The following is a 14388-nucleotide window of genomic DNA, read 5'->3' as shown; positions in this document are numbered from 1 at the left end:
ATCCGGGTGACCGGTGTCCGGCGCCGCAGGCGCATCGAGAAGATGATCATCCTCAGCGGCCGAGGCACGCCTCTCGGAGCATGAGCACCGGAGCGCGCGGGCGGACCGGCGGTCCCCGCGACACGTGGCGCGGGGCGTCAGCCCCGTGGACGCGCGCTACCGCGCATCTTCCACGGAGAAGGCGATGGGATGGCGTGGGCCGGCGCACCCGCCGCCTGCGCGGCGCCCTCGAACCGGCCCGTCCGACCACGACCAGCCGCGGACCCCGGCCGGACGTGACCGGCCGGGGTCCGCTGCCACCTGCCAACGCACCGCTCGATTCTCGGATCAGCGGTAGCCGGCGGAGGTGACGTCGGCCTGCACCGCGTTCTCGGTCGCGTCGGACGGGTAACCCGAGACGATCGCACCCTCGTAGAAGGTGCCCTGGCTCAGGTTGGTGTTGGTGGCGCAGCAGTCGCCACCGCTGCCCAGGATGATCGCGCCCTGCTTCTTCATCGGGCTGTAGCCGGGGGGAAGCGCGCCGTCCCACAGGGTGGTCATTGCGCCGGTCTGCGCGTTACCGCCCTTGATGGCGAAGCGCGACGTCCCGTTGTTCTTCAGCATGGCGGTGACGAACTTGCTGGTGAACGCCCGCTGGTTCGGGTTCCACTTCTGGCTTCCGCCCGGGTAGAGCCCCCATTCGAGGTCGGCCTGCACCCACGGGCCGGAGCCGGAGCAGCCGCCGAACCAGCAACTCGTGCCGAAGTAGATGGCGTCCATCGCGCCGGCCCCGTCGGCCTTCCTGGTCGTCTCGCTGTTGCCGTAGTCGAAGCAGCAGCCGCTGTTGACGTGCGTGCCGCTGGTCACCATGTACATGCCCTCGGGCGCGCTGCCGGTCGGCACCCCGGTCAGGTGACCGTCACGCCAGTAGCTGTTGCCGGGCTTGATGTAGAGCGAGTAAGCCTTGCTGCCGCCGACCGTCAGCGACTCGGATGTCGCGGTCGCGGGGGTGTCCTTGCCGCCGGCCCCGCCGGGCCCCTGGTAGGCGACGTCGTTGCCGTGCCCGGACTGGTCGTAGATCACGGTGATGACGCAGGTGGTGCCGGCGCAGAAGGAGTCCTGCGCCGCGGCGTTGGCGGTGCCGCCCGCGGCCAGGACGCCGATGTTCCGGGTCGCGTTGTCGGAGGAGCGCCGCACCTGGTACAGGTTGCCGCTGTAGGAGCGGTAGAGCGCCCGCGTCGTGCTGTGCGCGGCCACGCACGGCGTGCCGCCCGCGGCGTAGATGTCACACGGCTTGCTCGCCACGGGTGTGGCTGACGGGCTGGCCGAAGGACTCGGGGAAGGGCTTGCGGACGAGCTGGGGCTGGGCGAACCGGTGACGCCGCCTACGCAGGCCGTGCCGTTGAGCGTGAAGCTCGCCGGCGCCGGGTTGGTGCCGTTCCAGGTGCCGTTGAAGCCGAAGGACGTGCTCGCGCCGGTGGCCAGTGTTCCGTTGTAGCCGGCGTCGGCGACCGTGACCTGTGCGCCCGACTGCGTCATCGAGCCGTTCCACAGCTGCGTGACCGTCTGCCCCGCAGGGAACGACCAGCTCAATCGCCACCCGTTGATCGGGTCACCGAGGTTGGTGATGCTCACGTTCGCGCCGAAGCCACCCGGCCACTGGTTCGTGACCGAATAGTCCACGCGACAGCCCGTGGCCGCGTGTGCGGCGGGCGCGGTCAGCGCACCGACCGCGCCGGCCACGGCGACGAGCCCGGTGGCAAGCCAGAGCCGCAGGCGAGGGACCTTCATCCGTACTCCCGGGGGTTCGTTTCACGTCTTCATGTGGTCGGCGACAACACAGGCGGCCCGGAGTTCTCGCGAGCCGGCAGAGGTGGTGAATGGTTTTGTTAGCGTTAACAATTGATCTGCGAGGCCGCTCCCTCTCTGTCGGAGCATGTGTGGTGGTGGTGCGGCGGAGCAAATACGACGCGAGGGAGCCTCGTCAAGGTCCGGGCTCTTCTCGCCCCGACCCTCGGTCCGCCGGGGGCGTCTCCCACCTGCTCCCATCAGGGCGGGGGCCGGCCACTCGCCAGGTTCGGTGGTGAAAGTTTCACGGCAATACCGCCGTAACGTTCTGAGCGCTACCGGGCGACCACCGGTCGAGAAGGTGTTCCAGTACGGGGGTGCGGAAACTTTCACTGTTCATGCCGCTCACCGGTGCAGGCCAGCGGAGACAGGGCCCATACGCTCAACGAAACAATTTCGAGACGCCCTTGACAGGTTTCGTCGAGGTTTCCACACTGAGTCCCGAAGCGGCCTCCTGCCGCGCTCGGTGGTGAGCGGCAGGGGTTCCCGGTTGTGACGCCGTGAGTGTCGCAGCCGCTGATTGATCAGGCCGCGAATTCGCCAGGTCTGGCTTCCGCTCGCTCTCGTGAACGTCCATGGAGCGCCGGCCGGCCCGAGGTCCCCACAGCCGGCATCACCGCGTGCGGCGGCGTAGTCGCCGTCTCTCCCCCTGGAGCGTGAATGAACACATCCGCACGATTCCGCACCGCGTTGTTCGCCGCCTCGGCGGCCGGGACGGTTCTCGCGTCCGGTCCGGTCGGCAGCGCGTCCGCGGGCACCGTCCCGGGTGCGGCCCCGGCGGTCGCACTGCGCCTGGCCGCCTGGCCGTCCCCCACCGGCCAGCAGGCGGTCGGCGCCACGATCAATGTCTCGGGCACCCTCGACGGCGGCATGAAGCGCTACTACGGCACCGGCGTTCTCGGCGACGGCGGCCAGAGCGAGAGTCAGTCCCCGATCTTCAAACTGGCCGACGGCGCGGTGCTGAAGAACGTCGTCATCGGCGCGCCCGCGGCCGACGGCATCCACTGCATGGGCACCTGCACCCTGCAGAACGTGTGGTGGGAGGACGTCGGCGAGGACGCGGCCACGTTCAAGGGCACCTCGTCGTCGCAGACGATGACCGTCGACGGCGGCGGCGCCAGGGCGGCCAGCGACAAGGTCTTCCAGCACAACGGCCCCGGCACCATGGTCATCAAGAACTTCCAGGTGCAGAACTTCGGCAAGCTCTACCGGTCCTGCGGCAACTGCTCCAAACAGTACAAGCGCAACGTCGTCATCCAGAACGTCACGGCGACCACGCCCGGCAAGGTCCTGGCGGGCATGAACACCAACTACGGCGACACGGCGCGCTTCTCGCAGATCACGATCGTGAACGACTCCGGCAGGAAGGTCGTCATCTGTGAGAAGTACAAGGGCGTGACCAGTGGCGAGCCGACGAAGATCGGCAGCGGCGCCGACGGCGTCAACTGCGTCTACTCGTCGTCCGCCATCACCTATCGGTAGACCCGGCGCCCGGCGCTCACCCCGTCACCGTCCACGGCGTCCCCCAGCCCGTCGCCGAGCAGGCGGCCGGGCGGCTGTACGGCGACGTACCGGCTGGTGAGCAACTGGGGCACCGGCTTCCAGGGCGAGGTGACCGTCGGCGACAACGGGTCGACGACGTTCGGATTCACCGCCGCCGTCACCGCCGACGGTGACGGCTCGATCGCCCCCACCGGCGTGACCTGCACGAGCCCGTGACGGCAGCGGGAAGCCGTGGCTCGCGAATCAACCACTGAGAGATTGGGGAAACACCTGTGCGACATGTCAGCTCCTTCCACCGGCGGTTGAGGCTGTCGGCCGTCGCCGTCGCCGCACTGTCGACGGCCGCCGCCGGTGTGGCCGGGACGCACGCCGCGTCGGCGGCCGCGGCCGGATGCCAGGTCAGCTACACGATCACCAACGAGTGGCCGGGCGGCTTCGGCGCGAATGTGAGCGTCAACAACCTCGGGGATCCGATCAACGGCTGGACGCTGACCTGGTCGTTCCCCGCCGGGCAGACCGTCACCCAGCTGTGGAACGGCTCCTACACCCAGTCCGGCTCCCAGGTCACGGTGACCAACGCCTCCTACAACGGCGGCATCCCCAGCGGCGGCAGCACGAGCTTCGGGTTCAACGGGAGCTGGAACGGCTCCAACCCGGTGCCGACGAGCTTCGCCCTCAACGGCGTCACCTGCACCGGCGGCGTCACCTCCCCCTCCCCCGGCACCTCCCCCAGTGCCTCGCCCACCGTCTCGCCTTCCACGTCTCCCTCGCCGCCGCCGTCCAAGCAGCCGTGTGACATCTACGCCGCGGGCGGCACGCCGTGTGTGGCCGCGCACAGCACCACCCGCGCCCTGTACGCCTCCTACAACGGCCCGCTCTACCAGGTGCGCCGCTCCTCTGACAACACCACCCGCGACATCGGCGTGCTGAGCCCGGGCGGAGCCGCCAACGCCGCCGCGCAGGACTCCTTCTGCTCCGGCACCACCTGCCTGATCACGATCATCTACGACCAGTCCGGCCGGAACAACCGCCTCACCCAGGCGCCTCCCGGCGGGTTCTCCGGTCCCGCCGCGGGCGGCTACGACAACCTCGCGACCGCGACCAAGGCACCGACCACGGTCTACGGCCACAAGGCCTACGGCGTCTACGTCGACCCCGGCGTCGGATACCGCAACAACGCCACCAACGGCGTCGCCAAGGGCGACCAGCCGGAGGGCATGTACGCCGTCTTCGACGGCACCCACTACAACGGCGGCTGCTGCTTCGACTACGGCAACGCCGAGACCAACAGCCGCGACAACGGCAACGGCACCATGGAGGCCATCTACTTCGGCAACATCAAGGTCTGGGGCTACGGGACGGGCAACGGCCCCTGGGTCATGGCCGACCTGGAGAACGGTCTGTTCTCGGGGGTGAACCCCGGTTACAACGCCAACGACCCGAGCATCAGCCACCGCTACCTGACCGCCATCGTCAAGGGCGAGCCGAACCACTGGGCCATCCGGGCCGGCAACGCCCAGTCGGGCGGCCTGTCGACCTTCTACGACGGCAAGCGGCCCAACGCCTCCGGCTACAACCCGATGAAGAAGGAGGGAGCCATCATCCTCGGCATCGGCGGCGACAACAGCCACGGCTCCGCCGGCACCTTCTACGAGGGCGTGATGACGTCCGGCTATCCGTCGGAGGCCACCGAGAACGCCGTACAGGCGAACATCGTCGCCGCCGGATACAGGTAACCCGGATGACCGGCCGCCCCCGCCGACGGACCGGGGGCGGCCGGAAACGACCCGCCTCGACAAGTCTCGGCGCGGTCGCCTCCGGCATCGGCGGCGGGCGCGCGCCCTGTCACTGATCAGGCTCGCATCGCCTCAGGACGTCGCCGCGAGCGTGAGGATCTCCGGCAGCCGGCCGTCGCGCTCGATCGCCTGCGCCAGCCGTACGACGTCGACGACGTCGCCGTCCGGCCCGGCGAGTTCCCGGTGGCGCAGCGCGTTGATGTACGTGTAGCCCTTCAGCCGCAACGTGCGGTGGAGGACCGGAAAGAGAGCGCACACTCCGGGCGACGGGTGCGCGCACGACCACTGTCTGTGCTCCCACTCGAGCTCCGCACCGCGCCCGGCCGCCACGATCTCCACCAGGTCGTCGAGCGCCGGGCCCGGCCGGCCGGACAGGTGGGCCGTAGCCCGCAGGACGCTGTCGTGACCCTGTTCGATCAACGCGTCCCAGACCGAGAAAGGCATCTCGGCGAAGTCGACGTACCAGTACACCGTCTGGCCCTCGGTGTAGGGGCTGAGCAGCCAGCGGGCGAACCGATCTTCGACGGCCGGGTGGAGCGCCCCCAGGATCGGGTCCTCCGCCGGCGGAGGCGGGTCTTCCGGAGCGACGCCGAGTTCGGCGATCCGGTCGATCATGAACCCGTAGCCGGCCGGGTCGGCCGCGTACAGCTCAAGATAGCGGGGCTTGAGCCGGGCCGGCAGGTCGTCCTCGTACACCTTCCAGCGCCAGCCCTGATAGAGATCCACGGCGAACAGCCCATAGGAGGGCAAATCCGTGGCGTAGCGGCCGACGAACCAGTGGAAAGAATGCGACAGAAGCGCACCCCGAAGAAGCGCCGTCGCCGTGGTTCGCCGATCGGACACCCGGCAGCCGGCCTCGTCGGCCTGGACGAGGAGTGCCCTGACGAGGGTGGCGATCTCCGCCCGGACGGCGTCCTTCTTGATCGGCCCCGATGTCCACAGCTCCGTGAGCGCGCGGACCGACCACCTCTTGCACGCCTCCAGGAGGGCGAGTTCGAAGGCGATGACCGCGCGCAACTCCGCCCGGTCGAAACCCATCGCGTGCGGCAGGCCGATCCACAGCTCCGTACGCCGCGGTCCCAGCGGGGTGGCCCCCGACTCCGCGATGGGCACGACACACACGCGTGACGGACGCCGGACTCCCAGCGTCCCGGCCACCTCGTCGACCATCGCGTGGAGCTCCGGGTAGTCCACTCGCCGGGCCAGGTGCCGATGGCGCGCGCGCCTCGGCCAGGCGAAGGGAATCAGGCGCACCACGACCATCACGATGCCGGCGATCAGCATCGGCGCCTGCTCCCGGTAACCGTGACGCCAGGCGGCCACCCCGGCGATCACGCCTGCCGCCACCGGAAGAGCACCGTTGTTCAGCCACCAGGGGAGGAGCCTCCAGTGCCGCACTCCCCGCGACGCCGGCAGGGGCGGCCACCGGCCGTCCCTCAGCCAAAGGGGGATGAAGGCCCGGGGGCGATGGGCCAGCACGAGCCGGACCACCCGTCCGCGGGTCATGCCTCCTGGTAGCACCGACGACTCCTCCCACGGCCGGTAACCGCGCCCGAAGCCCTTCTCGGCACGCCGCCGCGGCGGCGTGCCGACGGGCCGAAGTGACTCGGCGAAGCCCGGCCTGCCGAGCCGGTTCGGCTAGCTTAAGGTCGTGCGAAGGGCGCGGCGTCCGTACGAAGCGTCGCCCCGGGCGCCGTAACTCGATGGCAGGGACGAGGCCGGCTGTGGCACGGTGTGGGCGTGTCCGAGCAGATCTCGCCGCCTCGCAGTGTGGACGAGGCGATCACCGCGGAGCGGGCGGGCCGTACGCTCCGCTACCTGTACTTCTGGGGCCACCGGCCGGCCCGCGACGGCGGCGTGGGCCCCGGCTGCCTGTCGCAGTGGTGGCCGGTCGCCTTCACGGAGGACGGCCACACCTTCGCCTCAGCCGAGCACTACATGATGGCGCACAAGGCCTGGCTGTTCGGCGACGCCCAAGCCGCCGAGCGCATCCTCGCGGCCGGGCATCCGGGCGAGGCCAAGGCGCTCGGCCGAGCCGTACGCGGCTTCGACGAAGAGGTCTGGGACGCGCACCGGTTCGGGATCGTGGTCCGCGGCAGCGTCGCCAAGTTCGGCCAGAACCCGGAGCTGTCGCGCTTCCTGCTCGCGACCGGCGACCGGGTCCTGGTGGAGGCCAGCCCGAACGACCGGATCTGGGGCATCGGGCTGACCGCCGACGACGAACGCGCCGCCTCCCCCTCGACGTGGCAGGGTCTCAACCTGCTCGGCTTCGCGCTGATGGCGGCCCGCGACGCCCTGGCGACCGGCTCGTGAACGCCGGCGCATCCGCCGTCCGCCCGAACCCCGTCCGGCCGGCCGCCGCGGTCGCCGTAGGGAAGGGTCAGCGCAGGTGATCGACGACACTCCGCCGGTGATCCGCCGCGCCGGGTCCGGTGACGCCGAGGGCATCGCCGAGGTGTTCCTCGCCGCCCGGGCCGCGATGACCTACCTGCCTCACCTGCACTCCGACGAGGAGACCCGGTCATGGATCGCCGGCGTCGTGCTCCCCTCGTCGCAGGTGTGGGTCGCCGAGCTGCACGGTCAGGTCGTGGGATTCGCCGCCCTGCACGGCGACTGGCTCGACCACCTGTATCTCGCGCCCGCCGCGCAGAACGGCGGCGTCGGGAGCGCGCTGCTCGGCCATGCCAAGAAGGCGCGCCCCCGCGGGCTCGACCTGTACGTGTTCCAGCAGAACACGGGTGCCCGGCGCTTCTACGAGCGGCACGGCTTCACCCTCGTCGCGGAAGGCGACGGCAGCGGCAACGAGGAGAACCTGCCCGACGCCCACTACCGCTGGCGGCCCTGACCCGCGCCGCTCACCTCCGGGTCAGACGAAGCGCCACAGGTGGTCGTTCGCTCCGTTGTCGTCGGCGAGCACGACCTGGGCGCCCTGGGCGGTGGAGCCGCCGCTGACGCCGAGGACCCGGCCGCCGTTGGCGCACTGGATGCGGAAGTATCCGTTGGATCCGTACCGCAGCCGCCACCGGTGGTCGGCGCTGCCGTTGTCGGCCCACTGGAGCACCCGCGCGCCGGCCGCCGTGCTCGCGTTCTCCACCCCGAGCACCTTGCCGCTGTTGGAGTTGCGCAGGCGCAGGTAGCCGCCGCTGTCCACGACGGCGGTCCACAGGTGGTCGGCGGTGCCGGTGTCGCCCCACTGGATCACCAGGCCGCCGTCGGCCGTGGACATGTTCTGCACGCCCAGCACCAGCCCGGTGGCCAGGTTCTGGATCCGCCGGGCCCCGTTCGGCACGAACCGCCACTGGTTGTCCGCGCTGCCGTTGTCGGGATCCTGGACGGCCTGGGCCCCACTGGCGGTGGAGCCGTTGAGGATGGCGAGCAGCTTGCCGCTGTTGACGTTGCGGATCTTGTGGGAGCCGTCGCCGGCGTCGGTGATCGTCCACCGGTGGTCGGCGGTGCCGTTGTCGGTCCACTGCAGGACGCGGGCGTTGTCGGCGGTGGACATGTTCTCCACGCCGAGCACCTTGCCGCTGTTGACGTTGCGCAGCCGTACGGCGGTGCCGTCCACGATCATCTCCCAGTCGTGGTCGGCGGTGCCGTTGTCGGTCCACTGCAGGGCGAGGCCGCCGTCGGCGGTGGACATGTTCTGGATGCCCAGCACGAGGCCGGTGGCCGCGTTGACCAGGCGGTAGCTCGCGGTCCCGCCTCCACCGCCGCTGCCGCTGGTGTTCCAGTAGACGGTGTAGTTGTACCCGTGCGCGTCGTAGAACGGGCCGAGGTTGACCGACGACCCGTTGGCGGTGGCCGTGAACGCCAGCGCCGTGGTGCCGGTCCGGGTGATCGAGGCGGTGTTCAGGGCGGGCAGCGCCGACAGGGCGGTGTTCCCGTAGTTGCCGGACAGGACGACCGGGCCGTACGTGATCGCCGCGACGTTGGGGTTGTCGTTGGCGGCCTTCATGACCACGCGCATGGGCAGCTGGACCGTGACGGTGTCGCCGGAGGTCCAGGAGCGGGTGAGGGTCGCGTACGTGCCGGGGGTGGTGTCCACGTCCTGCTGGGAGCCGTTGACGCTGATCGTGGCGCCGGTGGTCCAGGCAGGGATGCGGACGCGCATCGACCACGACCCGCCGACGTCGCCGGTCACCTGCACCGTGATGGTGTCACTCGCCGGGTAGGACGTCGTCTGCGTGACCGTGATCCCCCGCTGCGTCCAGTTCAGCACCGACGGCGCGAACATGTTCACCGTCAGTGTGGTGCCGTTGTAGAAGTAGATGGAGTCCGCCAGCGCCGTGTTGACCTCTATACCCGTGCCCTGGCAGCACCAGAAGGAGTTGTAGTCGGTGCTGTAGGTGCCGCCGCCCCACGCCGGGCCCACGCCACGACGCCCGCCCGGCTTGAGCGGGGTGAAGTAGGTGACGTGCCCGTGGCTGTCGCCGGGGTTCTGCGCGCCGATGACGTGGTTGAACAGCGCCTGCTCGTAGAAGTCGAAGTACGCCACCCGGTTCGGGTCCAGCAGCCACAGCTCCCGCGTCAGCTTGAGCATGTTGTAGCTGTTGCAGTGCTCGCAGGTGTCGTTGGTGAGGTATCCGGCGATCGCGTTGGGGGCGCGGAAGTGCTCGGCCTGGCTGTTGCCGCCGATCGCGTAGGTGTGTGCCCCGACGGTGATGTTCCAGGCGTTGCTCGCGATGTCCCGGTAGCGGGTCGTGCCGGTGGCCTTGAACTCCCGCGCCGCGCCGATCCACTTGGGCACCTGCGTGTTGGCGTGCAGACCGTTGAGCTGGTCCTGATTCGAGGCCAGAGGATTGAACACGGCGGCATGGTCGAACCGCTGCGCCGCGGTCAGCCAGCGGGCGTCACCGGTCTGCTGGTACAGGTCGGTCAGCACGGCGTTCATGCCGCCGAACTCGGTGCCCAGCATCGCCTGCATCTGGCTGGAGCTGAGCCTGCCCGTGCGCCAGTCCACCCAGCCGGCCAGTGCCAGGAGGACATCACGCGCCTGGGTGCTGCCGATGTAGCGCCACGCATCCAGCAGGCCGGCCATGGTCTTGTGGATGCAGTAGTACGGCACGTTGCCGTTGCTCAGCGTACGGGCCTCGAGCGCGGTGAAGTCGGACTCGGGGAAACCCGACAGGTAGCCGGTGTTGAAGCCGGCGGCGCCGTTGTTGGCCTGGCATCTGGCCAGCTCGGCCACCATGCGGTTCGCCTTGTCCCGGCACGTCGTGTCCCCGAGCACGGCGTAGGCCTGCGCCCACGCGCTGAGGAAATGTCCCTGCACATGGGTGCGGAACGGGAAGTTCGGCGCGTCCCACCCGCCGTTGGCGGCGGCACCGTTGGTGGACAGACGGTGGTTGGCCCGGAAGTTGTACAGCAACCGCTCGACGTCGACGAACCGCAGGTACGACAGCGTCCGGTTCTGGTTGTCCAGCAGGCGGCCCCCCGTCAGCCGCACCTGCCCCAGCTCGAACGGGTAAGCCGACACCCCGATGTCGGGCCGGGCCGGCGCGACCGCCGCCGCGGCCCCCCGCGCGCCCACGACCTGGTTGGCCGCGGAAGCGGCGACCGCGACACCGGCGGCCTGGAGCAGCCGGCGCCGGCTGAAGGGTGTGGATGACATGCGGCCTCCTGAACGTCCTACGCGCTGTTAGCGTTAACAAATGTGCTCGTCATCCGGCATCGGATGACGTCGAACGGGACGCGGGCACACCCCGCGGGATCGACGGCGCCGCCCCGCCTCGGGAGCGCGTCGATGGGAGCGGTCCCCGCCGCCCACCACCGCCCCGGCGGGAGGCCGCCCGGGGCTCAGTGTGGAAACCATTACGAAACCTGTCAAGACCGGATCCGAAAAGTTTCGCATCATCACGGGCAGGCGAGAGCCGTCTTCCTGCGGTAACGAGAAGCGGGGTTCGGTAACTTTCCGGAAATCCCCCGGCACGTGCCCGCCCGGATGAAACTTTCAGCGCGGTTCGCCTTCCGGTGCCGTGACCGTACCCCGGTAAGGGCAGGCGGCGCGGCGTCCGGCGGAGCGACGCGCCGCGGCCCCCCTTGACGGGATGCGCGGCGTCGTATTTGCTCCGCCGCACACCACCAACCATCCGACGCGGAGGGTCGGTCCGGCCGGAGATGTTATCGCTATCAGATCTGAAGCCCGTTCGCCCTGCCGGCGGCGCTGCGATCGGACGCGGTGCGCCCGGTACGGCGGCGCCGGACCCGCACCTGACCACGCGCACGACGCCGGGCGACCACGCCACAGCGCTCCGGCCACCCACGGGTAAGGAGTCAGATGCACAGGATCGTTCGATGGACGCTGGCGGCGGTGCTGGCCGCCGGGTCCCTGGTCGCGACGGGCAGCATGACGTCGCCGGCCGCCGCGCTGGACAACGGGCTCGCCCGTACGCCCCAGATGGGGTGGAACGACTGGAACAGCTTCGGCTGCAACGTCAACGAGAACCTCGTGCGGCAGACCGCGGACGTCATGGTCTCCAGCGGCATGGCGGCGGCGGGCTACACGTACGTCAACATCGACGACTGCTGGTCGACCAGGAGCCGCAACGCCAGCGGCGACCTGGTGCCCGACCCGGCCAAGTTCCCCAGTGGCATGAAGGCGCTGGCCGACTACGTCCACGCCAAGGGACTGAAGCTCGGCATCTACTCCTCGGCGGGCACCACGACCTGCGCGGGCTATCCGGCCAGCCTGGGTTACGAGCGGCGGGACGCCGCCCTGTGGGCCTCCTGGGGGATCGACTACCTGAAGTACGACAACTGCGGCGACCACCAGGGCAAGAGCGGGCAGCAGCGGTACACGGCGATGCGCGACGCGCTCGCCGCCACCGGGCGTCCGATCCTGTTCAGCCTGTGCAACTGGGGCCAGGAGAGCGTCTGGACCTGGGGCATGCCGACCGGCAACTCCTGGCGTACGACCGGCGACATCCAGGCGAACTGGAACTCGGTCATGGGCATCCTGGACCAGCAGGTCGGGCTGGAGGCCTACTCGGGGCCGGGCGGCTGGAACGACCCCGACATGCTGGAGGTCGGCAACGGCTCGCTGACGGCGACCGAGGCCCGGGCGCACTTCAGCCTCTGGGCGCTGCTGAACGCGCCGCTCATCGCGGGCAACGACATCCGCTCTATGAGCGCCGAGACCCGCACGATCCTCACCAACACCGAGGTCATCGCCGTCGACCAGGACTGGGGCGGCCGGCAGGGCCACAAGATCAGCGACAACGGCAACCTGGAGGTGTGGCGCAAGCCCATGTCCAACGGCTCGGTCGCGGTCGTGCTGCTCAACCGGGGCAGCGGCACGGCGACGGTGTCCACCACCGCCTCCGCCCTCGGCCTCGGCGCCGCGGCCTCCTACTCCGTACGCGACCTGTGGGCGCACACGACCGGCTCCTCGTCCGGGACGATCAGCGCGTCGGTGCCCGCGCACGGGGCCGCGATGTACGTCGTGAGCGGAGGGGGCCTGGTCACGCCGTCTCCCACCCCCACTCCCACCGGAACGAACGCGATCAAGGGTGTGGGGTCGGGCCGGTGCCTGGACGTCGCCGGCGCCTCCCAGGCCAACGGCGCCCAGGCGCAGATCTGGGACTGCAACGGCCAGGCCAACCAGCAGTGGACGCCGACCGCCTCGGGTGAGCTGCGGGTCTACGGCAACAAGTGCCTGGACGTCTACAACCGCGGCACCGCCGACGGCACGAACGTGATCATCTGGGACTGCAACGGGCAGAGCAACCAGCAGTGGCGGCTCAACGCCGACGGCACCATCACCGCCGTCGGCGCGAACAAGTGCCTGGACGCCTACAACGCGGGCACCGCCAACGGCACCAAGGTCATCATCTGGACCTGCAACGGCCAGGCCAACCAGCGCTGGACCCGCGCCTGACCCATCCGCACCGGCGCCGGGGACGCGGCGGGTGCGAACGGGAACATCACCGTCCGCCATCCTGGCCCGGCCACCTCCCTGCCCTACTGGCCGGTGACCGGCACCCCCGCCACCCCCGCCACCACGGCCACCATGGCCATCACGGCCACCACGGCCAAGCGCCTCGCCAGCCGGAGCATCGGACTGTGACCACAGGCGCCGGAGGTCCCCGCGGCCTCCGGTGCCTGCCCACGGTCCGGCGACGGGGTCGTCTTCCTGGCGGCGACCCCGTCCGTCCGGGGGCGGCCCGGTCTCCCCTGAGCCCGGGTCGTCCCCGGCACCCACTCCTGAAGGGAGCCTTCATGCCGAGAGCCGGACGATCGCGGAAACCGTGCGGACCGGCTCGTCGCGTACGGGGGCTTCCGGCGCACCGCCGCCCCGGATGCGGCGCGCCTCTCGTGATCTCCACTCCCCTACACTGCTAGACATCCGATGTATGCGGCCTCGTTCGCGGGGAAACAGTGGAGGTGGCTCCGTGGCGGTCACGGACGCGGCGATCGACAAGATCAAGCAGATGATCACGTCGGGCGAGCTCGCTCCGGGTGACCGGCTGCCGAAGGAGGCCGATCTGGCCGAACGGCTCGGCCTGTCCCGCAACTCCCTCCGGGAGGCCGTCCGCGCCCTCGCCCTGATCAACGTACTCGACGTACGGCAGGGCGACGGCACCTACGTCACCAGCCTCCAGCCCCACCTGCTCCTGGAGGCGATGTCGTTCGTCGTGGACTTCCACCGCGACGACACCGTGCTGCAGTTCCTGGAGGTGCGGCGCGTCCTGGAGCCCGCCGCCACCGCGATGGCCGCGATCAACATGCCGGACGAGGACGTCAAGGAGCTCCGCGCCATCCTCGACGCGCTGCCCGCCGAGCCGAGCGTGGAGGAGCTGGTCGCCAACGACCTGCGGTTCCACCAGCACATCGCGGCGGGGTCGGGCAACCCGGTGCTGTGCTCGCTGATCGACAGCCTCTCCGGGCCGACGACGCGGGCCCGGGTGTGGCGCGGCCTCACCCAGGAGGGGGCGCTCGACGACACCCGGGAGCAGCACGTCATGATCTGCGACGCGATCGCCGCCCGGAGGCCGGAGGTGGCGAGGGCGTGGGCCACGGTCCACGTGGCGGGCGTCGAGGAGTGGCTCCGCCGCACGCTCTGAAACGGCGCAGACCGGGGGTCACGCCTCGGCCGGCGCTGCCGGGACGGCCGGGCGGTCCGGCATCGGGTGCCGCATTCCGCCCCGGCTCCGCCTTCTCCCTTTTCCGAGCGTTGACGGCGCATCAGCGTGTATGTAACATCTGGCCAAAGCTCTGCAATAACTGTGCAAAGCCGAACAAATTTCTTGCCGTTCTCCGCAAC

Annotated in this window: 10 protein-coding genes; 6 read left to right on the top strand and 4 right to left on the bottom strand. The window is 70.2% G+C overall.

Features of this window, described 5'->3' with window-relative positions:
• Nucleotides 1–327: 327 nt before the first annotated feature.
• Complete coding sequence (locus ABZ857_RS37285) at nucleotides 328–1770, bottom strand: arabinofuranosidase catalytic domain-containing protein (protein WP_357053270.1); 1443 nt, start codon at nucleotides 1768–1770, stop codon at nucleotides 328–330.
• Nucleotides 1771–2487: 717 nt separating this feature from the next.
• Here ABZ857_RS37285 and ABZ857_RS37280 point away from each other — a divergent pair.
• Nucleotides 2488–3309 (top strand): pectate lyase, encoded by an 822-nt coding sequence (locus ABZ857_RS37280; RefSeq protein ID WP_357053267.1) that lies wholly within the window; start codon nucleotides 2488–2490, stop codon nucleotides 3307–3309.
• On the opposite strand, the gene ABZ857_RS37275 is transcribed toward ABZ857_RS37280, so the two are convergent.
• Nucleotides 3300–3581, bottom strand: a complete 282-nt coding sequence (locus ABZ857_RS37275) for a hypothetical protein (RefSeq protein WP_357053264.1) — start codon at nucleotides 3579–3581, stop codon at nucleotides 3300–3302. The genes ABZ857_RS37280 and ABZ857_RS37275 overlap by 10 nt on opposite strands.
• A gap of 21 nt (nucleotides 3582–3602) precedes the next feature.
• Here ABZ857_RS37275 and ABZ857_RS37270 point away from each other — a divergent pair, with 21 nt between their 5' ends.
• A complete protein-coding gene (locus ABZ857_RS37270; RefSeq protein WP_357053261.1) occupies nucleotides 3603–5066 on the top strand; it encodes an arabinofuranosidase catalytic domain-containing protein in 1464 nt (487 codons plus the stop codon).
• Between the two features lie 132 nt (nucleotides 5067–5198).
• Here ABZ857_RS37270 and ABZ857_RS37265 read toward each other — a convergent pair whose 3' ends face one another.
• A complete protein-coding gene (locus tag ABZ857_RS37265) occupies nucleotides 5199–6632 on the bottom strand; it encodes a hypothetical protein (RefSeq protein ID WP_357053258.1) in 1434 nt (477 codons plus the stop codon).
• A gap of 228 nt (nucleotides 6633–6860) precedes the next feature.
• Here ABZ857_RS37265 and ABZ857_RS37260 point away from each other — a divergent pair, with 228 nt between their 5' ends.
• Both ABZ857_RS37260 and ABZ857_RS37255 read left to right on the top strand, forming a co-directional pair.
• Nucleotides 6861–7439, top strand: coding sequence for an NADAR family protein (locus tag ABZ857_RS37260; RefSeq protein WP_357053255.1), 579 nt, complete (start codon nucleotides 6861–6863; stop codon nucleotides 7437–7439).
• 76 nt (nucleotides 7440–7515) lie between these two features.
• Nucleotides 7516–7971 carry a GNAT family N-acetyltransferase gene (locus tag ABZ857_RS37255; protein WP_357053252.1) on the top strand — a complete coding sequence of 152 codons (456 nt, stop codon included), beginning with the start codon at nucleotides 7516–7518 and terminating at the stop codon, nucleotides 7969–7971.
• A 21-nt stretch (nucleotides 7972–7992) separates the two neighbouring features.
• Here ABZ857_RS37255 and ABZ857_RS37250 read toward each other — a convergent pair whose 3' ends face one another.
• On the bottom strand, nucleotides 7993–10737 hold the full coding sequence (locus tag ABZ857_RS37250) for a beta-L-arabinofuranosidase domain-containing protein (RefSeq protein ID WP_357053249.1): 2745 nt from the start codon (nucleotides 10735–10737) through the stop codon (nucleotides 7993–7995).
• 666 nt (nucleotides 10738–11403) lie between these two features.
• Here ABZ857_RS37250 and ABZ857_RS37245 point away from each other — a divergent pair.
• Both ABZ857_RS37245 and ABZ857_RS37240 read left to right on the top strand, forming a co-directional pair.
• Nucleotides 11404–13002, top strand: a complete 1599-nt coding sequence (locus ABZ857_RS37245) for a lectin (protein ID WP_357053246.1) — start codon at nucleotides 11404–11406, stop codon at nucleotides 13000–13002.
• 514 nt (nucleotides 13003–13516) lie between these two features.
• Nucleotides 13517–14188 (top strand): FadR/GntR family transcriptional regulator, encoded by a 672-nt coding sequence (locus tag ABZ857_RS37240; protein WP_357053243.1) that lies wholly within the window; start codon nucleotides 13517–13519, stop codon nucleotides 14186–14188.
• Nucleotides 14189–14388: the final 200 nt, after the last annotated feature.

Origin of the sequence: Microbispora sp. NPDC046933, from assembly GCF_040644635.1 — a bacterium.
Classification (GTDB): domain Bacteria; phylum Actinomycetota; class Actinomycetes; order Streptosporangiales; family Streptosporangiaceae; genus Microbispora.
This window is presented reverse-complemented; position numbering and strand designations above follow the sequence as displayed.